At 56.8% G+C, this 25,745-nt stretch carries 15 protein-coding genes; 12 read left to right on the forward strand and 3 right to left on the reverse strand.

Features of this window, described 5'->3' with window-relative positions:
* Positions 1 to 214 precede the first annotated feature (214 nt).
* Both sppA and QVG21_RS05130 read right to left on the reverse strand, forming a co-directional pair.
* Positions 215 to 2,002 carry a signal peptide peptidase SppA gene (gene sppA, locus QVG21_RS05125; protein WP_287922792.1) on the reverse strand — a complete coding sequence of 596 codons (1,788 nt, stop codon included), beginning with the start codon at positions 2,000 to 2,002 and terminating at the stop codon, positions 215 to 217.
* A gap of 104 nt (positions 2,003 to 2,106) precedes the next feature.
* Positions 2,107 to 4,566 (reverse strand): glycoside hydrolase family 95 protein, encoded by a 2,460-nt coding sequence (locus QVG21_RS05130; protein ID WP_287922794.1) that lies wholly within the window; start codon positions 4,564 to 4,566, stop codon positions 2,107 to 2,109.
* A 183-nt stretch (positions 4,567 to 4,749) separates the two neighbouring features.
* Between QVG21_RS05130 and QVG21_RS05135 the strand changes: the two genes are divergently transcribed.
* The 6 genes from QVG21_RS05135 to QVG21_RS05160 all read left to right on the forward strand — a co-directional run bounded on the left by QVG21_RS05135 (position 4,750) and on the right by QVG21_RS05160 (position 13,714).
* Positions 4,750 to 5,805, forward strand: coding sequence for an Mrp/NBP35 family ATP-binding protein (locus tag QVG21_RS05135; protein WP_287922796.1), 1,056 nt, complete (start codon positions 4,750 to 4,752; stop codon positions 5,803 to 5,805).
* Between the two features lie 407 nt (positions 5,806 to 6,212).
* Entirely contained in the window at positions 6,213 to 7,172 is a 960-nt protein-coding gene (gene nadA / locus QVG21_RS05140) for a quinolinate synthase NadA (RefSeq protein WP_287922798.1), read from the forward strand.
* Positions 7,173 to 7,181: 9 nt separating this feature from the next.
* Positions 7,182 to 9,296 (forward strand): S46 family peptidase, encoded by a 2,115-nt coding sequence (locus QVG21_RS05145; RefSeq protein WP_287922800.1) that lies wholly within the window; start codon positions 7,182 to 7,184, stop codon positions 9,294 to 9,296.
* A 55-nt stretch (positions 9,297 to 9,351) separates the two neighbouring features.
* Positions 9,352 to 10,083, forward strand: coding sequence for an MFS transporter (locus QVG21_RS08315; RefSeq protein WP_502871759.1), 732 nt, complete (start codon positions 9,352 to 9,354; stop codon positions 10,081 to 10,083).
* A 545-nt stretch (positions 10,084 to 10,628) separates the two neighbouring features.
* Complete coding sequence (gene metG / locus QVG21_RS05155; protein WP_287922802.1) at positions 10,629 to 12,671, forward strand: methionine--tRNA ligase; 2,043 nt, start codon at positions 10,629 to 10,631, stop codon at positions 12,669 to 12,671.
* A gap of 29 nt (positions 12,672 to 12,700) precedes the next feature.
* Positions 12,701 to 13,714 (forward strand): branched-chain amino acid aminotransferase, encoded by a 1,014-nt coding sequence (locus QVG21_RS05160; RefSeq protein ID WP_287922804.1) that lies wholly within the window; start codon positions 12,701 to 12,703, stop codon positions 13,712 to 13,714.
* Positions 13,715 to 13,857: 143 nt separating this feature from the next.
* Here QVG21_RS05160 and mnmG read toward each other — a convergent pair whose 3' ends face one another.
* The gene (gene mnmG, locus QVG21_RS05165) at positions 13,858 to 15,738 is read right to left on the reverse strand and encodes a tRNA uridine-5-carboxymethylaminomethyl(34) synthesis enzyme MnmG (RefSeq protein WP_287922806.1); all 1,881 of its coding nucleotides are present in this window, start codon (positions 15,736 to 15,738) and stop codon (positions 13,858 to 13,860) included.
* 1,341 nt (positions 15,739 to 17,079) lie between these two features.
* Between mnmG and kbl the strand changes: the two genes are divergently transcribed.
* The 6 genes from kbl to QVG21_RS05195 all read left to right on the forward strand — a co-directional run bounded on the left by kbl (position 17,080) and on the right by QVG21_RS05195 (position 25,637).
* Positions 17,080 to 18,267, forward strand: a complete 1,188-nt coding sequence (gene kbl / locus QVG21_RS05170) for a glycine C-acetyltransferase (RefSeq protein ID WP_287922808.1) — start codon at positions 17,080 to 17,082, stop codon at positions 18,265 to 18,267.
* 10 nt (positions 18,268 to 18,277) lie between these two features.
* Positions 18,278 to 18,751, forward strand: coding sequence for an Lrp/AsnC family transcriptional regulator (locus QVG21_RS05175; RefSeq protein WP_287922810.1), 474 nt, complete (start codon positions 18,278 to 18,280; stop codon positions 18,749 to 18,751).
* Positions 18,752 to 19,501: 750 nt separating this feature from the next.
* Complete coding sequence (locus tag QVG21_RS05180; protein WP_287922812.1) at positions 19,502 to 20,422, forward strand: ABC transporter ATP-binding protein; 921 nt, start codon at positions 19,502 to 19,504, stop codon at positions 20,420 to 20,422.
* 139 nt (positions 20,423 to 20,561) lie between these two features.
* Positions 20,562 to 21,881, forward strand: coding sequence for an ABC transporter permease (locus QVG21_RS05185; RefSeq protein WP_287922814.1), 1,320 nt, complete (start codon positions 20,562 to 20,564; stop codon positions 21,879 to 21,881).
* Positions 21,882 to 22,271: 390 nt separating this feature from the next.
* Positions 22,272 to 23,534, forward strand: coding sequence for a phosphoglycerate kinase (locus QVG21_RS05190; RefSeq protein ID WP_287922816.1), 1,263 nt, complete (start codon positions 22,272 to 22,274; stop codon positions 23,532 to 23,534).
* A gap of 78 nt (positions 23,535 to 23,612) precedes the next feature.
* On the forward strand, positions 23,613 to 25,637 hold the full coding sequence (locus tag QVG21_RS05195; protein ID WP_287922818.1) for a M13 family metallopeptidase: 2,025 nt from the start codon (positions 23,613 to 23,615) through the stop codon (positions 25,635 to 25,637).
* The last annotated feature ends 108 nt before the right edge of the window (positions 25,638 to 25,745 follow it).

Raw genomic sequence — 25,745 nt, forward strand, 5'->3', positions numbered from 1 at the left:
TTATTTGGACATTGCCGAGACGCAGCCTATCGAATAAGGTGAAAGGTGAAAAGCGAAAGGTATTTTTCAAGTCGGCATAAAAACAAAATATCTTCGACGCGCAGACAAAGTGCGCAAGCCGAGAAACCCCCGATACCCTATTCCGCCCTCAACCACAAAAAATACGGGCCGCTTTCAGACAAAGGAGCGGCCCGGTATTTCGACTGCGTGCGACTTATCGCAATTCCACCTTGTAGGGCGAATACATCATGACCCCCTGGCGGTTCAGCGCTTCGCGCATCTGCCGCAGTTCGGCTTCCGGAACACCAAGCTGCGAACCGGATACCAACGTCCGTACCCGAACCTCCAGCGAAGCGAGAATCGCCGCAAGGCCCGTCGGCTGGTCCACTTTTTCGACCACGCGGTAGTCGCCGCCGATTTCCGCCTTGTCGGCTGCCAGCGCAATGGCCGTCTTCAGACCGCCGTAGGTGTCGATCAAACCGATTCCCAGCGCATCTTCGCCCGACCATACGCGGCCCCCGGCGATGTCCAGCACCTTTTCGATGGGCAGGTTGCGTCCCTCGGCCACATAGCCCGTAAAGGTTTCGTAGACCTTGTCCACACCGCGCATAACGGCGGCCCGTTCCAGCGGCGTCAGCGGCGCCACCGTTCCGGCTCCGGCCGAAGCATTGCTTTTCACGCCGTCCAGCGTGATGCCCAACTTGTTCTTCAGCGCGTCGATTTTGTCGATATACATTCCGAATACTCCGATGGAACCCGTCAGCGTCATCTTGTCGGCTACGATGACATCGGCCGGAGCCGAAATATAGTAACCGCCGCTCGCCGCATAGGAACCCATAGACACCACCACGGGCTTCTCGGCCCGGAGCAGTTCCATTTCGCGCCAAATCAGGTCCGAAGCCAGCGCGCTGCCGCCCGGCGAATTCACGCGCAGGACCACCGCTTTCACGTCGTCGTCCTCACGTACTTCGGCCAGTGTCCGGGCCATCGTGTTGCCGCCGATAGTACCGCCCGACGCTTCACCGTCCACGATTTCGCCCTCGGCATAGACAATCGCCACCTGCGGAGCGGCAAAATTCGTATCGGCCGGAAGCTGCGACGCGTATTCGCCCAGCGATACGAACCGATAGTCGCCCTGCTTGTCCGTCTCCACGCCCAGCGCTGCGAAGACATCTTCCATCTGGTCCTCGAAAAGCAGTCCGTTGACGAACTTCTTCTCGAGCGCTTCTTCCGGCAGCGAAACCTCCAGGCCGTCGGCAATGCGGTTCAGTTCCGCAAGGTCGATACGGCGCGATTCGGCAACCCCCTCCGCAATGGTTTTCCACAGCGAATTGACCAGCTGCTGCATCTGCTCGCGGTTGGCGTCCGACATCTTGGTCAGAATATAGGGCTCCACGGCACTCTTGTACTTGCAGACCGTCGGGCGGAAGATTTCGGCCTTGAGGTCCAGCTTGTCGAACAACCCCTTATAGAACATCAGCGTCGACGAAAGCCCCGTCCAGTCCATACCGCCCTGCGGCTGGAGATAGATGCTGTCGGCGGCCGAAGCCAAGTAGTATTGGCCCTGCGAATAGACTTCGTTGTACGAGACCACGAACTTGCCGCTCTCCTTGAAGTCGACCACCGCGGCGCGCAGTTCCTCCAAGATGGCCGAGCCCGAAATTCCGCCTCCGCCGTTGAGCCGCAAGTAGATACCCTCGATGCGGTCGTCGTCCTTGGCGGTTTCGATGGCCCGCAACGCCTTGATAAGCGAAAGTTGCTTGGTCGAAGTCATCGTCATCCAGTCGATGGCGGCAAAGGGATCGGTCGACGGCGAATCGACGATCTCTTCGGCCAGGTCGATTTTGAGAATCGACCCCGGACGAACCGTTACGGGACCTCCGTTCAGCGACGCAGCCATGCCGGCAATCATTCCGAACAGAAAAATCCAGAAAAACAGCGAGAGGAACGAACCCACCAAAAAGGCAAGCACCCCGGCCAAAAATGTTTTGAAGAAATTCATACCTATATATATTTAAGTTTGCTGTGCGGCTCTGTCGTATGCAAAGATAACCATATTTTTCGAGAAACAAATAAAATTTATCGTTTTTCGATAAGGCGTAACATTCATTCCTCTACTCCGGTAAAACAATAGCTTTTTCCGGGCTTCGTTTCCACATCGTAGAGCAAATCCATGTGTTCGGCATCCGGCTGCCGGGGTGCTTCCGGCGAAACGAGCGGCGCAAGAACGGTCTGCGCCCGCAACAACGGATTCGGACATGGGGCAGTGCCGGCAGTCCGCAACGCCTTGCCGTTCAGCTTCAAAGGCACGGCCGACCGGATGCGGAGCACCCCGCCCACCGTCGATGTCAACACGGCTCTCCGAAGACGGCCGCCGTCCCATGTCATTTCGTCCAGCACGAATCCGCCCCGGCAGCGCAGCCCTTTCACCGACCCGCGGGCCCATACGTCGGGCAGCGCAGGCAAAAGATGCACCGCTCCGGCATGGCTCTGCACCAACATTTCGGCGATTCCGGCCGTACAGCCGAAATTGCCGTCGATCTGGAAAGGAGGGTGGGCGTCGAACAGATTGGGATAGGTCCCGCCGTTCTGCCCCCGGGTGTCGGAAGTCGGATGCAGCTGCTCGGCAATCAACCTATAAGCATGGTTGCCGTCGAGCAACCGCGCCCAGAAACATACTTTCCACCCCATCGACCAACCCGTCGAATGGTCGCCGCGGCCATGCAGCGTTGTACGGGCCGCCTGCATCAGCGCTGGATGCGCGCCGGTAATCTGACGCCCCGGATAAAGCCCCCACAAGTGCGACGCATGGCGATGGCGGTCCTGCGGATTGTCCCAGTCTTCGAGCCACTCCTGCAACTGCCCCCAACGCCCCACCTGCATGGGAGCCAAACGACCCAGCACCGCCCGCAGACTATCCGTCAACGCGGGGTTCTCGCCCACGACTGCGGCCGCGTCGAGCGTATTGGAAAAAAGGTCGTAGACCATCTGATTGTCCATCGTTGCACCGGCCACAACAACGAAATCGCGCTTTCCGTCCACTTTCGGCGCGTTCTCCGGCGAATACGAAGGCGCCACGACCGAATAACCGCGCCGTGGCTCGGTCACCAGAAAATCAAGATAGAACAGGCACGCATCGCGCATTAGGGGATAGACTTCGGCCAAATAATCCCTGTCGCCCGAAAAGAGGTAACGATCCCACAGGTGCTGGCAGAACCACGCATTGCAAGTGGGCCAGATACCGTATTTGGGGCCGTCCACCGCCCCCGTCGAGCACCAGATATCGGTATTGTGGTGCAAGGTCCAACCCCGGCAGCCGTACATGGCTGCGGCCGCCCGGCCCTGCTCGGCCGTCCGACGGACCAAACCGAGGAAGGGTTCGTGCATCTCGGCCAGGTTGGTGACCTCGGCGGGCCAATAATTCATCTCCACATTGATGTCGGTGGTATATTTCCCGTCCCAAGGCGCATGGCGCCGATGGTTCCAGATACCTTGCAGATTGGCCGCCTGCCCGCCCGGCTGCGAACAACTTATCAACAAATAGCGTCCGAACTGGAAATAAAGCGCAGCCAACTGGGGATCGCCTACCGAAGCGAATTCGCGGACCCGCACGTCGGTCGGCTTGTCGGCCTGCGCCGTACGCCCCAAGTCGAGCGAAACGCGCCGAAAATAACGCTTGTAAATTGTTTCGTGGTCCCGAAGCGCCTTCCGGTAACAGCGCCCTGCATTGGCCAAATGGCTCCGGGCCTGCTCCGGGGCATCGCCCGACACGTCTTTATAATTTCTGAAATTGGTCCCTATCGAAACATAGACGATTGCTTCGTCGGCATGGCATATCTGCAAAGTGCTGTCGGACAATATTTTCAACTCACCGCCCACGGGCTCGATACGCGTCACGGCGGCAAACCGCACCTTGCCCTCGATGCCCTCGTGGTCATCGGCCCTGCCCTCCAGCCAAAGTTCGTTTCCAACGGCATGCCGCACGACATTCGTCTTGTAAGGCGTCGCATACCGGGCCGTAAACGAAATGCTGTTCTTTTTGGAAGCCGTCAGCCGGACAATCAGCAACTGGTCCGCAAACGAAGTAAAGGCTTCCCGGCGATAAGTCACACCGCCCGACGTGAAACGGGTGACCGCCACTGCCCGCCCGAGGTCCAGCTCCCGTTCGTAATCGGAAAACTCCGCTCCGGTCTCGAAATCCAGGCACAGCGAACCTACCGTCTGATAAGGCATGCCGTTGGCACCCTGCGGCGAACAGATGGCCGGACCGCAAAGTTCCTGCGCTTCGCGGTTTCGTCTCTCGAAAATCAGCTGCCGGATTTCGGGCAAGGCATCCTTGGCGGCCGGATTGGTATTGTTGTAAGGCGAGCCGCCCCACACCGTTTCTTCGTTCAACTGGAAACACTCGTGTTCGGGACCGCCGAAGACCATGGCCCCGATCCGGCCGTTGCCCAGCGGAAGGGCTTCTTCCCACACTTCCGCCGGACGGTCGTAGCGAAGTTTCAAATCCTCGCTTTCGGTCCGGCATCCGGCCAGTACCAACAATCCAAAAACCCAATTTTTCATCTTGCAGGATTCTTTGTTTTATACAAAAATAATATGAACTGCATGCAGCACCAAATAAATTTGGCATTACACTCAGCTTATTCGTATCTTTACAGAAGATAGGCTGCGTCTCGGCAATGGCCAAATAAATTTGGCATTGCTCTCGACTTGCGCTATCTTTGTCCATAGAAGTTTTTGTCAATAATGGAAAACGAAATCAAAAGGCTGCTTGCGGCTGTTGTTCATCCCGAAACCGGAAAAGACATCGTTTCCGACGGTTTTATCGAACATATCGCTTCCACAGCGAACAAAATTACTATCGTATTACGCTTCGCTAAGACCCGCGATCCGTTCGCCGGAAAAATCCGGAAACAAGTTGAAACCATTCTGCAAGAGCATTTTCCCCAATCCGAAATTCTGGTTGTCATCAAAGAGGGTGGACAGCCTCCACGCCCCGAACCGAAAACCTCGACTACCACAGGCGGCATTGCTCATATTATTGCCGTCGCATCCGGTAAAGGCGGGGTCGGAAAATCGACCGTCACGGCCAACCTCGCCGTTGCCTTGCGCAACATGGGATTCCGGGTCGGTATTCTTGACGCCGATATTTACGGTCCGTCACAGCCTAAAATGTTCGGTGTCGAAGGTTATCTGCCCGACGCTGTACAGGAAGACGGCATGGACCGAATCGTTCCCGCCGAATCCATGGACATCAAACTCATGTCCATCGGTTTCTTTATCAAGCCCACCGACGCCTTGTTGTGGCGCGGCGCCATGGCAGTCAATGCACTGAAACAGATGATTCATCAGACCCAGTGGGGAACGCTCGATTTTCTGCTGTGCGATCTTCCCCCGGGTACCGGAGATATCCACCTCTCAATTATCGGCGAACTGAAGATAGATTCTGCAGTCATTGTCTCTACCCCGCAGCAGATCGCTGTCGCCGATGTTGTCCGCGGAGTTGAAATGTTCCGCAACTCGAATGTCGGTATTCCTATCGCCGGCATAATCGAAAACATGGCCTGGTTCACTCCCGAAGAATTGCCCGATAACCGTTATTACCTTTTCGGCAAAGGAGGGGCCCAGCGTTTCGCCAAAGAAAACGACATCAATTTTTTAGGTGAAATTCCTATTGTTCAATCCATTATGGACGGTTCCGAAGAGGGTCGCCCGGCTGTCGGTATTGACGCACGCGTAGAACAATGGTATCGCAACATAGCAGAGCAAATCGTTGAAAAAACCGTAAAAAGCAGTCGATAAACTGTGTATAATACACCGAAAATTCGTCAATAATTCGAGATAACTTTACTCTCCCAAAAATTGCGAATATCAGAAGTGGCCGTTGTATATGAATTCCCGGAAAGAACAAAAAAAGTTTTGATGATTTATTAGTACTTCTGTCAAAACCGAAACTGAGAAATTGTTTATAAAAAACCGCTGTCAATTTGTTTATAGTGATTATCAATAGTTGTTCAAATATGTTTTATATATCTGATTATAAATGATTTTCACAAAAATACTATATATACTTCTGTTGATAAGATTCTTTTCTGAAATATCATTAACACGCCTAACAGCCATTATATTTATTCTTTTTAATAATTATTTAAATTAACTAAAAAAGAAAAATATAAAACCTGTCTAAACCCGAAAACTCGAACCCGCAAATGAACCTCGCAAAAACTTCGGATACCCAATCCACTACACGCTTGCTCGCCCGCATTGCCGAATTGAAGCGTCAAAAGAAAGCCGTCATATTGGCCCACTACTATACACGCCCGGAAGTGCAATCGGCAGCGGATTTTTTGGGCGACAGCCTTGCGCTTGCGGTTCGCGCACAAACGATAGACGCCGAAATCATCCTTTTTGCGGGAGTTCACTTCATGGCGGAGACGGCAAAGGTGCTCTGCCCCTCGAAAAAGGTGCTGATACCTTGCCCTGAAGCGGGCTGTTCGTTGGCCGAATCGTGCGATGCTGCGGCTTTTGCTGCTTTCAAGGCCCGCTATCCCGATCACAAGGTGGTTTCCTATGTCAATACGACGGTGGGTGTCAAAGCCTTGACGGATATTTGCTGTACATCTTCCAATGCGCTTAAGGTCGTGCAGTCCATTCCGGCCGACCAGCCGTTGATTTTCGGACCCGACCGCAATTTGGGCTCTTATATTCAGAAACTGACCGGGCGGAAAAACATGGTTCTGTGGGACGGTGCCTGTCATGTTCACGAGGAATTTTCGCTCGAAAAGCTGTTGGAGCTCAAGCAGAAACATCCTAAGGCCAAGGTCGTTGCCCATCCCGAGTGCCGGGCCTACATCCTCGACATTGCCGATTTCGTCGGTTCTACCGCAGCTATTCTTGATTATTGCGGAGATACTGATTCGACCGAATTTATCGTTGTTACCGAAGCGGGTATTCTTGCCGAGATGCAGCGGCGTTTTCCGGACAAGACGTTTATTCCTGCGCCGCCCGACGACGAGACATGCGGTTGCAACAACTGCCGTTTCATGAAGATGGTGACGCTCGAAAATATCGTGGCGTGTCTCGAAAACGAGGCACCCGAAATCATCCTCGACGAGCAGACGCGGCTCAAGGCCGAACGCTCTATTTTGAATATGATACAGATTAAATAGTTAGTTGATATGAAGAAACTTTTGTTGTTGTTCGTCGCTTCGGTCGTTTCGGTTTCGGCCTTCGCCGACGAGGGGATGTGGCTCTTGCCTTATCTCCAGAAGATGAATATCCGCACGATGAAGGCGCGCGGGTGCAAACTTTCCGCCGAAGATATTTACAGCGTTGATAAGTCGTCGCTTAAGGATGCCATCGTCATCTTCGGTAACGGGTGCACCGGGGAGATCGTCTCTCCCAACGGGTTGCTTTTCACCAACCATCATTGCGGTTTTTCGTCCATCCAGGAGCTTTCGTCCGTCGAGCACGATTATCTCAAGAACGGTTTTTGGGCCATGTCGCCCGAGGAGGAGCTGCCTGCTCCCGGTCTTTCCGTGCGGTTCATCCGCAAAATCATGGACGTCACGTCCGAAATCATCGGCAACGTGCCTTCCATTGCCGGGCAGGAGGAGTTCGAGCAGATTACGGCCGCCAATCGCAAGGCGCTGACCGAAAAGCTCCTTGCCGAGTATCCCGGCATGAGTGTCGAGGTGGATGCTTTTTTCGGCGGCAACCAGTTCTTCGCTTTCATCATCGAGAAGTTTACCGACGTGCGGCTGGTCGGTGCTCCTCCGCAGTCCATAGGTAAGTTCGGCGGCGATACCGACAATTGGATGTGGCCGCGTCATACGGGCGATTTCTCCGTGTTCCGCGTCTATGCCGGACCCGATAACAAGCCTGCTGATTATTCGCCTGAAAACAAGCCTTACAAGGCCGACAGGTTCCTGCGGATTTCGCTCGACGGGGTCGACGAAAACGACTTCGCCATGATTATGGGCTTTCCCGGTTCGACCGAGCGTTACATGACTTCCTATGAAATCGACGACATGCTCGGTGTTTCCAATCCCAACCGTATCTTCATCCGCGGGGAGCGGCAGGCTATCCTTTGGGAGGATATGTTGGCCAGCGACAAGGTGCGCATCCAGTATGCGTCCAAGTATGCCCGTTCCTCCAATTATTGGAAGAATTCCATCGGCATGTCGCGCGGCATCGAGAAGCTGAACGTCAAGGCCCGCAAGCAGGCGCAGGAGGCCGAGTTCCAGGCCTGGGCACAGCAGAACACCGTGCCTGAGGAGGGTTTCATTACGGCACTGCCCAAAATCAAGGAGTATGTCGACGGCCGCGGAGAAATCGACCACAATCGTCAGTACCTCGCGGAAGCGTTCCTTATGTCCGTCGAGGCGCTTACTCCCTGCCGTTCTTTCATGGGCAAGGAGAAAATCGCCGACCCTGAGAAGAGCAAGCAGCGGTTAGCCGATTGGTACAAGGATTATAATGCTCCCACCGACCGCAAGGTGGCCAAGCGGATGCTGAAAATCGCCCGCGAGAATATGACCGACCTGCCGTCGTTCTACACCGAAATCGTCGACAGGGATTTCGGCGGCGATACCGATGCTTACGTCGATTATCTTTATGACAATTCCGTTTTCGTCTCCGAGGAGAAGACCGCGGCGTTGGTCGACGATTTTTCCGCCGAAAAGTGGGCCGCCGATCCTTTCGTGCCTTTCGCCGAATCGGTGTGGAAGAAATACGTGGAGCTGAGCAAGGCATCCCGTCCTTTCTCGCAGCTTTACCGCGAGGGTCATCGCAAGTATGTCGCCGGGTTGATGCGTCAGTATCCCGACAAGGCCTGGGCGCCCGATGCCAATTTCACCCTCCGTCTCACCTATGGCCGCGTGCTGCCTTACGACCCTGCCGACGGAATCCGTTACAACCACTATACGACCCTCAAGGGCGTTATCGAGAAGGAGGACCCCAAGAACCCCGCCGAGTTCACCGTGCCTGCAAAGCTCAAGGAGCTGTACTATTCCAAGGATTTCGGGCCTTACGCCAATAAGCAGGGCGAGCTGCCCGTCGCTTTCCTCGCCGACTGCGATATTACGGGCGGCAATTCCGGTTCGCCCGTCCTTGATTCGCGCGGCGATTTGATAGGTCTCGCTTTCGACGGTAATTGGGAAGCCATGTCCGGCGACGTGGCGTTCGAGCCCGAGTTGCAGCGGACTATCGCCGTCGACGTGCGCTACGTGTTGTTCGTCATCGACAAGTTCGCGGGCGCCGGGTGGCTGCTCGACGAAATGCAGTTCAGATAGTCCGTTCGTTTTCTTCAGGCCGGGGCCCTGCCCCGGCTTTTTTTGGTTGGTTGCTATGCGTAGCGCTTCTTCCGTTTCGTCTGCCGCCCGTGTCCAGGGTACGGCTTTCGTCGTGTTGTTCGTCATCGGGTTCGCCCATCTGCTCAACGACATGATTCAGTCCGTCGTGCCCGCCGTCTACCCGCTTATCAAGGAGAAATTCGGCCTGTCGTTCGCGCAGATAGGTATCATTACCTTGGTGTTTCAGCTGACTTCTTCCATTCTCCAGCCTTTCGTCGGGCGATATGCCGACCGTCATCCCCGGCCTTATTCCCTGTTCGTCGGCATGTGTTTCACGCTGGTCGGTTTGTGTGCGCTCGCCGTTGCGCCCGATTTCCGGGTGCTGGTCGCCGCCGTCAGCATCATCGGGTTCGGGTCGTCGATTTTCCACCCCGAGGCTTCGCAGGTCGCGCAGTTGGCTTCGGGCTTTCGTTCGGTTTGGGCGGCATCGGTTCGGCGTTCTTCGGGTGGTTGGCCGACCGTACCGGTGTCGGGTTCATTTTCCGTATCAGTTCTTTCCTGCCGCTTTTGGGGGTCGTCGCAGGTTTTCTGCCTGACCTCAGAAGCGGCTCCCGATAAAAGCAGTTTCGGCCCGGAGTGGCATGGGCTACGGCTCATTCAAGCCCCTTTTCCCGTCCCGGCGGTAGGTCCGAACGGTTTCGGTCTGCCAGCGGTTCGTCGAAAGGGTGCTGCCAGCGTGGTCCGGCAGATTCAGCAATCCGCTGGCGGCATACCGCCGAGGTGCTAAAACGATTTAGTAGGCCGGTTGAACCGTTTTTCGGGCGGATTAGTCGGCTGGCATGAAGAACGTTTCAGCTTTTTCTCGGCCTGACAGGATAGTTCATTTGTGCCGTCAGTCATTCATTCCAGTCTGGCAGAAAACTTGGGTTAATGAATAATTAACAATGAATAGTGAATAATTGCTTTTTTATGTTTTGGTCTATTATTCCTTTTTAACTATTCATTATTCATTTTTTCTGTCATTCATCCGAGCGATTGCCTGAGCGCCTGCTGCGGGCGTCCGCAGCTGTGAGACGGGTGCGTTGGTTGTCGTCGGTGAGCACGCCGACTGTTGGTCATCGTCGTCGTCTTTCGTGGGGCATGCGTTCGGCGGCGGTCTGTTCGTCCGGTCGGATTTCGTGGGTTCTCTGAGCGGACACTACCGCGCCTACGGTATCCCCGTGCGCTGCGTCCAGCATCTGCCGACTGCTTTTTTGCAAATTGTCGTCCGGGTTGCTTTTTTGTGAATTAAATTCACTACTTTTGACCTTGGAAAGCAATATTTTGTAAGTCATGTCTAAAGAGTTCAAGCGTTACCTGGTTACTTCGGCTCTCCCCTACGCCAACGGTCCCGTGCACATCGGCCATCTGGCGGGCGTCTATATCCCCTCCGACATCTACACGCGTTACCTGCGTCTGCGGGGCCGCGACGTCGTGTCGGTCTGCGGATCGGACGAGCACGGTGTGCCCATCACCATCAAGGCCCGCAAGGAAGGGGTCACGCCGCAGGAGATTGTCGACCGTTACCACCGGATCATCAAGGATTCGTTCGAGCGCCTGGGCATGTCGTTCGACATCTATTCGCGCACTTCGTCGCCTACGCATGCCGTCACGGCGTCCGATTTCTTCCGCAAGCTCTACGACGAGGGCAAGTTCATCGAGAAATCCTCCATGCAGTATTATGATGAGGAGGCCGGAACGTTCCTCGCCGACCGTTATATCGTCGGTACGTGTCCCAAGTGCGGCAACGACCGCGCCTATGGCGACCAGTGCGAGAAGTGCGGTTCCACCCTCTCGCCCGAGGAGTTGGTCGATCCCCACAGCGCCGTGTCGGGTTCGGTGCCCGTCCTGCGCGAGACCAAACATTGGTATCTGCCTTTGGATCAGTACGAAACATTCCTCCGCAAGTGGATTCTCGACAGCCATAAGGAGTGGAAGACCAACGTCTACGGGCAGTGCAAAAGCTGGCTCGACGGCGGGCTTCAGCCGCGCGCCGTCAGCCGCGACCTCGATTGGGGCATTCCCGTGCCTGTCGAGGGGGCCGAGGGCAAGGTGCTCTACGTGTGGTTCGACGCTCCGATAGGTTATATATCTGCTACTAAGGACTTTACGCCCGATTGGGAGAAGTATTGGAAGTCCGAAGACACCAAGATGGTCCATTTCATCGGCAAGGACAACATCGTCTTCCATTGCATCGTCTTCCCGTCGATGCTCAAGGCGCACGGCGATTATATTCTGCCCGAAAACGTGCCGTCCAACGAGTTTCTCAACCTCGAGGGCGACAAGATTTCCACTTCGCGCAACTGGGCCGTCTGGCTGCACGAGTATCTCGACGAGTTTCCCGGCAAGGAGGATGTGCTGCGTTACGTGCTCTGCGCCAACGCTCCCGAGACCAAGGACAACGACTTCACCTGGAAGGATTTCCAGGCCCGCAACAACAACGAACTCGTCGCCGTGCTCGGCAACTTCGTCAATCGGGCACTGGTGTTGACCCAGAAATATTTCGGCGGCACCGTTCCGGCTTGCGGCGGGTTGAACGACTACGACCGCGAGACGATTGCCGAGGTGGCGGCCGTGAAAGGTTCGCTCGAAAAGAATATCGAGAATTACCATTTCCGCGAGGCGCTCAAGGATGCGATGAACATCGCCCGCATCGGCAACAAGTATCTCGCCGATACGGAGCCTTGGAAAGTCGTCAAGAGCGACCCCGAGCGGGTGAAGACCATCCTTTACGTCGCGTTGCAGATTACGGCCAACACCGCCGTCGCCATCGAGCCGTTCATGCCTTTCTCGGCCCGGAAGATACTTGCGATGCTCGCGGTCGACAAATTCGACTGGGAGCGTCTCGGTGCGACCGATTTGATTCCTGCGGGCCATCGTATCGGTGAGCCGGCGCTGCTCTTCGAGAAAATCGAGGACGAGGTGATTCAGCGTCAGCTCGACAAGCTCGAAGCGACCAAGGCGGCCAACCGGGCGGCTGAATCGGCGCAGCAGGCCGAGCCGCAGAAAGACGCCGTTTCTTTTGACGATTTTCAGAAGATGGACATCCGGGTTTCGACCGTTCTTGCGGCCGAAAAGGTCGCAAAGACCAAGAAACTGCTCAAACTCACCGTCGACACAGGTATCGACCGCCGCGAAATCGTTTCAGGCATCGCCGAATATTTCTCGCCCGAGGAGTTGGTCGGCCGGCAGGTGCTGGTCCTCGTCAACCTCGAACCCCGCGAGTTGAAGGGCATTCTTTCGCGCGGCATGATTCTCATGGCCGAAGATGCCGACGGCAGGCTGCAGTTGCTCGGGCCCGGCGAGAAGACGGCGGCCGGAGCGATTGTCGGCTGAAAAAAATCGAATTCTTAAAACTTAGCATTATGGCTGATATGGATTGGAGCGCATTGGGCTTCGACTACACCCGAACGGACTGCAACGTTCGCTATACATTTTCCGGCGGCAAGTGGAGTGCGATGGAGGTCACTTCCGACGAGTACATCCGCATGCACATGTCCGCCTCGTGCCTGCATTACGGCATCGAACTTTTCGAGGGGCTCAAGGCTTTCCGCGGCAAGGACGGCAAGGTGCGGCTTTTCCGGGTCGCCGACAATGCCCGCCGCCTGCGTTCTTCGGCCGAGCGGCTGTGCCTGCCGCTTCCGACGATGGAGATGATTGTCGACGGGTGCATGGAGGTGGTGCGCCGCAACGAGAAATTCATCCCGCCCTATGGGACGGGTGCTTCGCTCTATTTGCGTCCGGTCATGTTCGGCACTACGGCCGGATTGGGTGTCAAGCCTGCCAATGATGCCTTGCTTATCATCTATGCGTCGCCCGTCGGCGCCTACTTCAAGGAGGGAATCAAGCCCATCAAGGTGGCTCTCGACCGCGAACAGGACCGCGCTGCTCCACGTGGAACAGGCGACGTAAAGGTCGGCGGCAACTATGCGGCGAGCATCTATTCGAGCAAGAACGCCCACGATTTGGGCTACTCGAACGTGCTTTATTTGGATGCGAAAACGCATACGAAGATCGAGGAATTCGGTGCTGCCAACTTCTTCGGCATCAAGGATAATAAGTATGTTACCCCCAAATCGCCGTCGGTTTTGCCGTCGATTACCAACATGTCGCTGCGTCAGCTTGCTGCCGACATGGGGATGACGGTCGAGGAGCGTGATGTTCCGCTGGAAGAACTGTCGACTTTCGAGGAGGTCGGAGCCTGCGGTACGGCAGCTGTTATATCGCCCGTGTCGAAGATTTTCGACATGCAGACCAATAAGGTTTATCAATATGGTGAGGAGGTTGGCCCGGTTTCGATGAAGCTGTATAATCTTTTGCAGGATATTCAGTACGGCCGTGTCGAGGATAAGCACGGTTGGTGTACGATAGTCTTGTAGTTCTTTTGCTGTAAAGTAATGCGGCCCGTCCGAAAATCGGACGGGCCGCATTTTGTTCCACGTGGAACGTGTATGGGGTGTCTTGGTTTGTGGACGGCGGTCTGGGTCTTGGTGGTGGCGTTCGTTCCACGTGGAACCCTACCCTATCTGCCGAACTTCACTAATAACACGTTGACGTCGGCGGGCGATACTCCCGGAATTCTCGACGCCTGCCCGATGGTCGCCGGACGGATGCGGGTAAGTTTCTGACGCGCTTCGATGGTCAGCGCATTCATCTGCGAATAGTCGAAGTTGTCCGGAATGGCGATGCTTTCGAGCCGATGCAGTTTGTCGGCGAGAAATTTTTCGCGTTCGATGTATCCCCTATACTTGATTTGTATCTCCGCTTCTTCGACAGCTTCGGCCGGAATCCGGTTTTCGGCAATGAACTTTTCGAGTGCCGGCAGCACTTTTCGGAGCGAATCGAACGTCACATTATTGCGCATCAGAATGTCGCTGAGCTTCCGGCCCTGGGTCAGCGGGTCCGAACCGACCGTTTTCAGATAGTCGTTTATTTCGCTTGTTTTGATGCTCCGGTCACGGACGAACGAAATAAGCGATTCTACGAACGATTTTTTTTCGAGGAAATTGTCGTGGTTTTTGCGGCTGACAAGGCCGATTTCGTAACCGAGCGGGGTCAGCCGCAGGTCGGCATTGTCCTGCCGGAGCAGAATCCGGTATTCGGCCCGCGAGGTGAACATGCGGTAGGGTTCGTCGACGCCTTTGGTCACCAGGTCGTCGATGAGCACTCCGATGTAGGCCTGGTCGCGTTGCAGGACGATGGGCTCCTCCCCTTTCAGCGCCCGGTGGGCGTTGATGCCTGCCATCAGTCCCTGGGCGGCCGCTTCTTCGTAGCCGGTCGTGCCGTTGACCTGCCCTGCGAAATAGAGCCCGTCGACCAGCTTGGTTTCGAGCGAATGGTGCAACTGGGTCGGCGGGAAATAGTCGTATTCGATGGCGTATCCCGGGCGGAAAATATGGACGTCTTCCAGCCCCCGGATTTTGTGCAGCGCTTCCAGCTGAATCTCCCACGGGAGCGACGACGAGAAGCCGTTGAGGTAGTATTCGTTGGTCGTACGTCCCTCAGGTTCAAGGAATAGCTGGTGCTGGTCCTTGTCGGCGAAGGTGCGCAGTTTGTCCTCGATGCTGGGGCAGTAGCGGGGGCCGATGCCTTGAATCGTGCCGTTGAAAAGGGGCGAGCGGTCGAAGCCCCGGCGCAGAGTTTCGTGTACCTCGGGCGAGGTGTAGACCAGGAAACACGGCAGTTGATTCTCGACCGGGTGCGTGTCGGCCGAGAACGAAAACTTGGCCGGGTGTTCGTCGCCTTCTTGCAGTTCGAGGGCCTCGAAGTCGATGGTCCGGGCGTCCAGCCGGGCCGGCGTGCCCGTTTTCATGCGTCCGGTCTCGAACCCCAAGGCCTTGAGGCTCTGCGTGATACCGTGCGATGCGGCGTCCCCTGCCCTGCCCCCTTCGGCATGCGAATCGCCGCAGTGCATCATCCCGTCGAGGAACGTTCCGGCGGTCAGCACGACGGCCCGGCAGGCGAATTCCACCCCTAAGCGGGTGCGGACGCCCCGAACGCGGGGTCGGTCGGCTGCGGTGTCGAAAAGCAGTTCCGTAGCCGCATCCTGCCAGATATAGAGGTTCCAGGTGTTCTCCAGCGTGCGGCGCCACTCCTCCGAGAAACGCGTTTTGTCGCATTGCGCCCGCGGGCTCCACATGGCGGCGCCCTTGGAGCGGTTGAGCATCCGGAATTGCACGGCCGTGAGGTCGGTGATGCGGCCCGTCTGTCCGCCGAGCGCGTCTATTTCTCTGACAATCTGACCTTTGGCTACTCCGCCGATGGCCGGATTGCACGACATGGCGGCCATCTTGGTCATGTCCATGGTCAGCAGCAGCGTGCGCGAGCCCAGGCGTGCCGCGGCCGCAGCCGCTTCGCATCCGGCGTGTCCGCCGCCTATCACTATGATGTCGTATTCGAGCATGGCAAATCGGGTGTTAACGGGTGTCGCCCTCCCCTGCTGCGTTGCAAGCCAAGAATCGGGCCGCGGCAAAGGTAATGATTTATTCGCTATCGGCGGGCGGCAGGCGGATTTTTTGAGGGCAGAACCGTGGCCCCCCCCCTGGTGGTGTCAATGCTTTTTTCTTGCTCGGCTCTGCTTCGGGCTTACCGGAAATATTGGGTGTTGTTTGGTAGGCTGGAGACCGAAATCGTTTGGCGGACCGTAAAAAAACTGCGCTGAAATGTCGTTTTTTGGTCGCAAGCCGTTCGGGTTGCTTCGCTGTGATTATCTTTGTTCTTCGGATAAAAAGCAGTTTTCTGGTCCGGAATGGCATGGGCTACGGTTCATTCACGCCCCTTTTCCTGCCCCGGCAGGTCCGAACGGCTTCGGTTTGCCAGAGGTTCGTCGAAAGGGTGCTGCTAGCGTGGCCAGGCAGATTCAGCAGTCCGCTGGCGGCATACCGTCGAGGTGCTAAAACGATTTAGTAGGCCGGTTGAACCGTTTTTCGGGCGGATTAGTCGGCTGGCATGAAGAACGTTTCAGCTTTTTCTCGGCCTGACAGGATAGTTCATTTGTGCCGTCAGTTATTCAATCCAGTCTGGTGGAAAACAGACTTTAGTGAATAATGAATAGTTAGCAGGGAATAATTGTCATGTAGAACGCAGTGAACCGACGAACGAAGTATGGGCAGAGACTGCTTGCAGGCTATGCCATGCAAGGAGAAGGAAAACGAGCGCAGCGAAGTTAAACATCTGTTTTGCTGAAAAACAGATTCTTCGTCGGGCCAATGCCTTCCTCAAATGACAAAAGGAGGTATTCGGAATGACAAAGAATAAAATTATTCACTGTTCATTATCAATTATTCATTGAGTATTTTTTCTGTCATTCATCCGAGCGATTGCTTCAGCGCCTGCTGCGGGCTACCGCTTCGAGACGACGGGTGCCCTGACACACGTCGGCGAGTGGGGCCTCTGCTGGTCCTCGTCGTCCTATGCCGCAGGCCAGCTCGGCTCGGGCTATCTGAACCTGAACGCGGACAACGTGAACCCGCTCAACCATGGCCGCCGGGCATCGACCCTCTCCGTGCGCTGCGTCCAGCATCTGCCGACTGCTTTTTCTCCTTTTTTGCGGGTAGCTGCGGGCAGGGAACCGGGCTTTTTCGGCAGGCCGGACTGCGCCACGGCGAGAAAACCCGTATGAAAATAGCCCCCGGAGAACGGATAATAAAAAAATAATCGTACCTTTGTTTGTTGTCCGGCCCTACCCTTTCGGGCCGCGAAGCCGGGCTGTCGGGAAGACGAAGAACAAAAAACATAAATTGCCATGTACGGAAAAATCAAGGAACACTTGCAGCACGAGCTGGCCGAAATCAAGGCTGCCGGGCTCTACAAGACGGAACGGGTCATCGAGTCGCCCCAGCGTGCCGAAATCGAGGTTGCGGGCCGCAAGGTGCTGAACTTCTGTGCGAACAACTACCTGGGCCTGTCGGACAATCCCCGGCTGATCGAGGCGGCCAAGAAAGCGATGGACGCCCGGGGTTTCGGCATGTCGTCGGTGCGCTTTATCTGCGGCTGCCAGGACATCCACAAGGAGCTCGAAAAGGCGGTTTCGGATTACTTCGGGACCGAGGATACGATTCTCTATGCGGCTTGCTTCGATGCGAACGGGGGCGTTTTCGAGCCGCTGCTGACCGAGGAGGACGCCATCATATCGGATGCGCTGAACCACGCGTCGATTATCGACGGCGTGCGTCTGTGCAAGGCGGTGCGTTATCGCTACGCCAATGCCGACATGGCCGAGTTGGAGGAGTGTCTCAAGAAAGCGCAGGCCCAGCGGTTCCGCATCATCTGCACCGACGGCGTGTTCTCGATGGACGGCAATGCCGCGCCGCTCGACAAAATCTGCGAACTGGCCGAGAAATACGACGCGCTGGTGATGGTCGACGAATGCCATTCGGCAGGCGTGCTGGGCAAAACGGGCCGCGGAATCACGGAGCTGTACAACCTGCGCGGCAAGGTGGATATTCTGACGGGTACGCTGGGCAAGGCGTTCGGCGGCGCGGTGGGCGGCTTCACGACGGGCCGCCAGGAGATTATCGACATGCTGCGCCAGCGTTCGCGCCCCTATCTGTTTTCGAATTCGCTGCCCCCTGCCGTGGTGGGCGCCGGAATCGAGATGTTCCGGATGCTGAAAGAGAGCGACGAACTGCACGACCGGCTCGTGGCCAATGTGGAACACTTCCGCACGAAGATGATGGCGGCCGGGTTCGACATCAAGCCGACGCAGTCGGCGATTTGTGCGGTCATGCTCTACGACGCCAAGCTGTCGCAGGATTTTGCGGCGAAATTGCAGGACGAAGGGGTCTTCGTGACGGGATTCTACTACCCTGTCGTGCCCAAGGGGCAGGCCCGCATCCGGGTGCAGGTATCCGCCGGGCACACGTTCGACCAGCTGGACCGCTGCATCGCCGCTTTCGTCAAAGTGGGCAAGGAACTCAAAGTCATCGAATAAACAGAAAGCCATGTCGAAAGCCAATCTGGACGCCATAGACCGCCGGATACTCAAGTATCTGATTGCCAACGCGCGGATGCCGTTTCTGGAAATCGCCCGCGAATGCGGCATATCGGGCGCCGCGATTCATCAGCGAATCCGCAAGCTGACCGATTCGGGCGTGATTCTGGGCAGCCGCCTTATCGTGGACCCCAAGGTGATGGGATTCGACGTCTGCGCCTATATCAACATCACGCTCAAGGACCCGCAGATGATCAAGCCGACGGTCGAGCGGCTCAAGGAGATTTCGGAAATCGTGGAGTGCCATTTCGTGACGGGCGGCGGCAATATTCTCGTGAAGCTCTACTGCGTGGACAACGAACACCTCATGCAGACGATTTTCGAGGGGATTCTGCGCATCCAGGGCGTCGCGGCTACCGAGACCACCATTTCGTTGGACGAATCGTTCCAGCGGCAGGTAAACATTGATTTCATCGAGGAGTAGGCATTGCCGGGCTGCTCGGACTGAAGCCGACCGGGCCAAGGTCGTTCGGGGCAACTGGCGGAATGCAGGTCTTATAGATACGAACGTTTTCGATAGGCCGGGTACAGAGCCAAGGTTGCTCGGGCTTTGCCGAGGAGAGAAAACTTGCCCGAAAGGAAACCCTCCGGATGCGAATGCGCGTGTCCGGAGGGTTTTTGTTGGCTGCGGCGTCGGCAGGCAGCGGTTGTTTTTATCGAATTACGATAAAAATTTTTTGATATTCAAAAATTTGTTTTTACATTTGTCGCAGAAAGGCGGGGTCCGGCCGAATCGTTGCAGACTTTGAACGCCGTTCAGAATGACGGGATAAGGACTTTGTGCGGCGCCCGGTTCGGAACTATGGCGGACTGTCCCAATTAAGTCCGCAGTGGTTTCTACGAGGTTCCGCATTCGTGAAAACGGCAGGGTTGCGGCCACCGGGAGAAGCTCACCCGCACAAAGTAAGAACCGGACAATTGGCCCTATTCATCTGCGGCGGCTGGGGCCGGACGCATCTTCGATACGGGCCGCCGCAGATGGCAACGCAAAGCGTTGCGAAGTTAACACCTGTACCACAGGAAAGGTGCTTTGCTGACGCTCAGAATGATAGAGAGAGCTCCTCAGAATCAGAGGAAACGTTTGAAACGACCAACGAACGCCCGGGAATGACGGCCCCGATTCCATAGGCACTTGTGCAAACGAAACAAACCAATCCGAATAAAACTCGAAACGATGGATTTGCTGACGGCAGAACATGTCACGAAACGCTACGCCCGCCACACGGCGCTGGACGACGTATCGCTGGCCATACCCCGCGGGTCGGTCTACGGCCTGCTGGGTCCGAACGGAGCGGGCAAGACGACCCTGATCCGAATCATCAACCGCATCACGGCCCCCGACAGCGGCCGGGTGTTTTTCGGCGGCCGCGAAATCCGCCCGGACGACGTGGCCCGCATCGGCTATCTGCCGGAGGAGCGCGGTCTCTACAAGAAGATGAAGGTGGGCGAACAGGCGCTTTTCTTCGCCCGGCTGAAAGGGCTGTCGCGGCGCGATGCGACGGCGCGGCTGAAGCAGTGGTTCGTGAAGTTCGGCATCGAAAACTGGTGGGACAAGAAGGTGGAGGAGCTCTCCAAGGGTATGGCCCAAAAGGTGCAGTTCATCGTCACGGTGCTGCACGAGCCCGAGCTGCTGATTTTCGACGAGCCGTTCTCGGGCTTCGACCCCATCAATGCCAACCTGCTCAAGGAGGAGATACTCGCGTTGCGCGACAAGGGGGCTACGGTCATCTTCTCGACGCACAACATGTCGTCGGTGGAGGAAATCTGCGACCATATCACGCTGATCAACAAGTCGCGCAACATTCTTTCGGGCCGGGTCGACGACATTCGCCGCCGTCACGGGGCGAATATCTTCGAGGTGGCCTACCGGGGCGAGGAAAGCGCCCTGCGGCAGGCGCTCGCGGACCGCTGCGAGATATTGGAGGGCGCGGCCGAAGAATCGCTTTACCGGACGCTGAAACTGCATGTGGAGCACGATGACGAGGTCCGCGGGGTCATCGCGGCGGTGAACGAGGCTGTCGAGCTGCGTTCGTTCCGCGAAATCATCCCCTCGATGAACGACATCTTCATCCGGGCCGTGAACGGCACTTTGTAAGGTGAGAGACAGCCCCGTAATATTCTTCGTCGCAATGCTCCTCGGAATGACAGAAAGGACGGGAGAACGGAAGAATGCTCGGAATGTCGCTGTTTCTCGATGAAAAACTGCCTGAAAAACAATATAAACGCATAAATCCATGTCGAACGTATTGCTTATCATAGGGCGCGAATTCAACGAGCGCGTCCGCAAGAAATCCTTCATTGTCACTACCCTGCTGATGCCTGTGCTGATGCTCGGTCTGATGGCAGCCCCGGCGCTCATCATGCAGTTTTCGCGCGGCGACCAAAAGCGGATTGCCGTGGTCGACGAGAGCGGTCTGGTGGCGTCCCGGCTGCAAAACGGCGACGAACTGGTGTTCGAGCCGACGGACCTTGCCCCCGACGAAGCGCGGCGCGAGCTGACCGACCGTTTCGGGGTACTCTGCATCGGCCGCGACATTCTGACCAACCCCAACAGCGTGCGTCTGTACGCCAATTCGTCGTCGTCGCTGACGGTCGAAAGCAACATCACGGGCCAAATCGAACAGATCCTGGAAGCCGAAAAACTCAAGGGCTACAACATCGAGAACCTCTCGCAGATACTCGACGAAGTGAAGACGACGGTCGTGATGCAGACCTACCGCAACGACAAGTCGCAGGAGGAGGATTCGCAGGCGCAGTCGTCGGTGGTGGCTACGGCGCTGGGCTACGTGCTGGGTTTCATGCTCTACATGTTCCTGCTGATTTACGGTTCGATGGTCATGCAGTCGGTCATCGAGGAGAAGAACAGCCGCGTGCTGGAAGTCATGGTCTCGTCGGTGCGGCCGTTCGACCTGATGCTGGGCAAGATTCTGGGCGTGGCGATGGTCGCTGTGGTGCAGATCGTGGTGTGGGGCGTGCTGATATGCGGGGCCGGCAGCGTGCTGATTCCCTCGCTGATGCCGTCCGACGTGATGGCCGGAGCGCAGGCCATGCAGGCGGGGATGCCCGAGGCGGCCGCTGCGAGCGGTGTGGACCCGAACATGCTGTCGGCCGTGGCGGCGATGACCGACATGGGCTATGTGGTGAAGATATTCGTCTGCCTGCTGCTCTTCGTATTCGGGGGCTATCTGCTCTATTCGGCGATGTTTGCGGCGGTCGGCTCGGCGGTGGACAACGTGCAGGATGCGTCGCAGCTGCAGATGCCCATCACGCTGCCCATCATCCTGGCCCTGCTGGCGATGCTGGCCGTTATCAAGGATCCCAATTCGCAGTTGGCGTTCTGGTTTTCGATGATTCCGCTGACCTCGCCCGTGGTGATGATGGCCCGCATCCCCTACGACATCCCGTTGTGGGAAGTCGGTCTGTCGCTGGCTCTGCTCTACGTTTCGTTTGTGGGGATGGTGTGGCTCGCCGCTAAAATCTACCGCGTGGGAATTTTCATGTACGGCAAGAAGCCGACCCTCAAGGAGCTGGTCCGGTGGGTGAGGTACAGATAAGGTGAAAAATTAAAGGTGAAACGTGAGCAAAGTCAAAACCCCGCAGGGGTTATTAAAGGTGAACTTTGCGGTTGGGGCTATGCCGAGCAAGGAGGAGGGAAACAAGCGCAGCGTGGTTAAGAATCTGAAACAAGTGCCATTCTGAGCACAGCGAAGAATCTAATGACCGCAGATGTTTCGCTATCGCTCAACATGACATACTGCTGCCCTTTGTCATTCTGAGGAGCCGCCGAACCCCGTGCGGATTATGACCGCATGGAAACCCCGTTGCGGGCATGGAATATGATTGTGTTAGAGAAATAACAGATTTGCGAAAAATTTTTCATAAATTTGCGGCATCTTCCACGGAGACAGAGAAAGCATAACGATATAACTAAAAATCAAACGGCTATGATTTCGATCGACAATTACGATTTCAAGGGCAAGCGCGCGCTGATTCGCGTGGACTTCAATGTGCCCCTCAACGACAAGGGCGAGGTGACGGACGACACCCGCATCCGCGCGGCCATTCCGACCATCAGGAAAGTGCTGTCGGAGGGCGGTTCGGTCATTCTGATGTCGCACATGGGGCGTCCCAAGAAGAACCCCGACCCGAAGTATTCGCTGGAGCAGATCGTTCCGGCCATCGAGAAAAACCTCGGGACCAAGGTGCTTTTCGCAGGCGACTGCATGGGCGAAAAGGCCGCCGAGATGGCCAAGAATCTGAAGCCCGGCGAGGTGCTGCTGCTCGAAAACCTGCGTTTCTACGCCGAGGAAGAGGGCAAGCCCCGCGGTCTGGCCGAGGACGCCACCAAGGAGGAGAAGGACGCGGCCAAGAAAGCGCTGAAAGAGGGTCCGCAGAAAGAGTTCGTCAAGAAGCTGGCTTCGCTGGGCGACTGCTATGTGAACGACGCGTTCGGCACGGCGCACCGCAAGCACGCTTCGACCTATCTGATTGCCAAGTATTTCCCCAACGACAAGATGTTCGGCTACCTGATGGAGCGCGAGGTCAAGGCCATCGCCGCCGTCATGGAGAACCCCGCCCGCCCGTTCTGCGCCATTATCGGCGGCTCGAAGGTGTCGTCGAAAATCGGGGTCATCAAGGCCCTCATCGAGAAGTGCGATTCGATCGTCATCGGCGGCGGTATGACCTACACCTTTGCGGCGGCGCAGGGCGGTAAGGTCGGCAAGTCGATTTGCGAGCCCGACATGTTCCCCGTGGCGCTCGAAATTCTGGAGCTGGCCAAGCAGAAAGGGGTGAAGCTCGTCATGTCGCCCGACGCACTGATTGCCGACGACTTCTCGCAGAACGCCAACACCAAGACCGCTCCGGCCAACGACATTCCCGACGGCTGGGAGGGTGTCGACATCGCCGACGAGGGCAAGAAGGCTTTCCGCGAACATATCCTCGGCTGCAAGACCATCCTGTGGAACGGTCCCGTGGGCGTGTTCGAGATCGACAAGTTCGCTACGGGCTCCAAGGAGGTGGCGCTCGCCATCGCCGAGGCTACCAAGAACGGCGCCTATTCGCTTATCGGCGGCGGCGATTCGGTGGCCTGCGTCAACAAGTTCGGCCTGGCCGACCAGGTCTCCTACATCTCGACGGGCGGCGGCGCGCTGCTCGAATACATCGAGTTCGGCGACCTGCCGGGTGTAGCGGCCATCCGCGACTAAATCAGAAAAAGGCCGCCCGAAAGGCGGCTTTTTTCGTCGGAAAGAAGAAACCGGAATACACAAAAATACGACAACCGAATGAAAAAAATCCTTATGATGGCTGCAATGGCTTGTATGGCAGGCTGCCACAACGGTCCGAAGACGCCGGCCATCGACGCGGCGAACTTCGACACCGCCACGGCGCCCAACGCCGATTTCTACCAGTATGCCACGGGCGGCTGGCAGAAGAACAATCCGCTCAAACCCGAGTATTCGCGTTACGGGTCGTTCGACATGCTGCGCGACAACAACGAGAAGCGTATCAACGACCTGTTTGCCGGGATGACAGCCCAGAAAGCTGCGCCCGGTTCCGTGGAGCAGAAGATTTCGGACCTCTACAAAATGGGGCTCGATTCGGCGCGGCTCAACGCGCAGGCGCTCACCCCGGTCAAGGACGACCTGGACCGCATTAGCGGCATCCGCACCGTCAAGGACGCGGCTCCCGTGGTGGCCGACCTGCACCGGACGACAGGCAATCCGCTCTTTGCGATGGGCGTCGAGAGCGATCTGATGAACAGCAACATGAATGCGCTCTATGTTTCGCAGTCGGGACTGGGCATGGGCGACCGCGACTATTACCTGGATGCGGAAAATGCCGCCCTGCGCGAGGGGTATGTCGCCTGTCTGACGCAGTTGTTCTCGCTGGCCGGGTTCGACAAGGCCGACGAGCGCGCCGCGTCGGTGCTCGATTTCGAGACCAAGATGGCCGAGGCGTTCCGCTCGAATGTGCAGCTGCGCGACGTGGCTGCGATGTACAACCCCATGTCGAAGAAGGAGTTCATGAAGCGTTACGACGCCATCGACTGGGACGCCTACTTGGCAGGCGTGGGCTGCGGTGAATTCGACCGTATCATCGTGGGTCAGCCCGAGGTGCTGGCCGCTGTGAACCGCCTGCTGAAGACCGAGCCGATTGCAACGGTGAAAAACTATCTCGCGGCCCAGACCATCACCAGCGCGGCGCCCTACGTGGACGACGACACCTACGCGGCTTATTTCGACTTCTTCGGCCGTCAGATGTCGGGCCGCCAGGAACAGCGTCCCCGCTGGAAGCGCGCCATGTCGGTGCCCAACTCGCTGCTGAGCGAAGCCGTGGGCGAAATGTATGTGGCCAAGTACTTCCCCGAGGAGGACAAGGCCCGGATGCTGGAGCTGGTGAAGAATCTTCAGACGGCGCTTTCGCAGCATATCGACGCGCTGGACTGGATGTCGGCCGAGACCAAGGCCCGCGCGCAGGAGAAGCTGGCTTCGTTCACGGTGAAAATCGGTTATCCCGACAAGTGGAAAGACTATTCGACGCTCGAAATCGACCCGACGAAGAGCTATTGGGAGAATCTCAAGCGGGCCAACGCGTGGTATACGGCCGACAACTTCGCCGAGCTGGGCAAGCCCGTGGACAAGGCCAAGTGGCACATGCCGCCGCAGATGGTCAATGCCTACTACAACCCCACGACCAACGAAATCTGTTTCCCGGCCGCCATTCTCCAGCCGCCGTTCTTCAACCCTGCGGCCGACGATGCGGTCAACTACGGAGCCATCGGTGTGGTCATCGGTCATGAAATGACCCACGGATTCGACGACCAGGGCCGCCATTTCGACAAGGACGGCAACATGAACAACTGGTGGACCGACGCCGACGCCGCAGCGTTCAAGACCAAGACCGACGTGCTGGTCAAGCAGTTCGACGCCATCGAGGTACTGCCCGCCAAGGACGGTCAGCCGGCCCTCTACGCCAACGGTTCGCTCTCGCTCGGCGAGAACATTGCCGACCAGGGCGGTTTGCGCGTGGCCTGGACGGCTTATAACAACTCGCTGGAGGGTAAGGATGCCCCGGCCCCGATCGACGGATTTACGGACGCTCAGCGCTTTTATTTGGGCTATGCGACGCTGTGGGCTCAGAATATCCGCGACGAGGAGATCGCCCGTCTGACCAAAATCGACGTGCATTCGCTCGGCAAATGGCGCGTGAATGCCACCTTGCGCAACTTGCAGTCGTTCTACGATGCGTTCGGCATTACGGACGGCGCGATGTTCCTGCCCGAGGAGAAGCGGGTGATTATCTGGTAGACACGCTTTCGACGAAAAGGAGAGACCCGGCTTTCACAGGCCGGGTCTCTCCTTTTCACCTTTCACCTTTCACCTTTCACCTTTCACCTTTCACCTTTCACCTTTCAC

Origin of the sequence: Alistipes sp. UBA6068, assembly GCF_949428155.1 — a bacterium.
In the GTDB taxonomy this organism is placed as follows: domain Bacteria; phylum Bacteroidota; class Bacteroidia; order Bacteroidales; family Rikenellaceae; genus Alistipes; species Alistipes muris.

What these genes read in the sequence shown, in the direction of transcription:
- sppA (WP_287922792.1), bottom strand. Translation starts at nt 2,002, where the DNA reads ATGAATTTCTTCAAAACATTTTTGGCCGGGGTGCTTGCCTTTTTGGTG.
- QVG21_RS05130 (WP_287922794.1), bottom strand. Translation starts at nt 4,566, where the DNA reads ATGAAAAATTGGGTTTTTGGATTGTTGGTACTGGCCGGATGCCGGACC.
- QVG21_RS05135 (WP_287922796.1), top strand. Translation starts at nt 4,750, where the DNA reads ATGGAAAACGAAATCAAAAGGCTGCTTGCGGCTGTTGTTCATCCCGAA.
- nadA (WP_287922798.1), top strand. Translation starts at nt 6,213, where the DNA reads ATGAACCTCGCAAAAACTTCGGATACCCAATCCACTACACGCTTGCTC.
- QVG21_RS05145 (WP_287922800.1), top strand. Translation starts at nt 7,182, where the DNA reads ATGAAGAAACTTTTGTTGTTGTTCGTCGCTTCGGTCGTTTCGGTTTCG.
- QVG21_RS08315 (WP_502871759.1), top strand. Translation starts at nt 9,352, where the DNA reads ATGCGTAGCGCTTCTTCCGTTTCGTCTGCCGCCCGTGTCCAGGGTACG.
- metG (WP_287922802.1), top strand. Translation starts at nt 10,629, where the DNA reads ATGTCTAAAGAGTTCAAGCGTTACCTGGTTACTTCGGCTCTCCCCTAC.
- QVG21_RS05160 (WP_287922804.1), top strand. Translation starts at nt 12,701, where the DNA reads ATGGCTGATATGGATTGGAGCGCATTGGGCTTCGACTACACCCGAACG.
- mnmG (WP_287922806.1), bottom strand. Translation starts at nt 15,738, where the DNA reads ATGCTCGAATACGACATCATAGTGATAGGCGGCGGACACGCCGGATGC.
- kbl (WP_287922808.1), top strand. Translation starts at nt 17,080, where the DNA reads ATGTACGGAAAAATCAAGGAACACTTGCAGCACGAGCTGGCCGAAATC.
- QVG21_RS05175 (WP_287922810.1), top strand. Translation starts at nt 18,278, where the DNA reads ATGTCGAAAGCCAATCTGGACGCCATAGACCGCCGGATACTCAAGTAT.
- QVG21_RS05180 (WP_287922812.1), top strand. Translation starts at nt 19,502, where the DNA reads ATGGATTTGCTGACGGCAGAACATGTCACGAAACGCTACGCCCGCCAC.
- QVG21_RS05185 (WP_287922814.1), top strand. Translation starts at nt 20,562, where the DNA reads ATGTCGAACGTATTGCTTATCATAGGGCGCGAATTCAACGAGCGCGTC.
- QVG21_RS05190 (WP_287922816.1), top strand. Translation starts at nt 22,272, where the DNA reads ATGATTTCGATCGACAATTACGATTTCAAGGGCAAGCGCGCGCTGATT.
- QVG21_RS05195 (WP_287922818.1), top strand. Translation starts at nt 23,613, where the DNA reads ATGAAAAAAATCCTTATGATGGCTGCAATGGCTTGTATGGCAGGCTGC.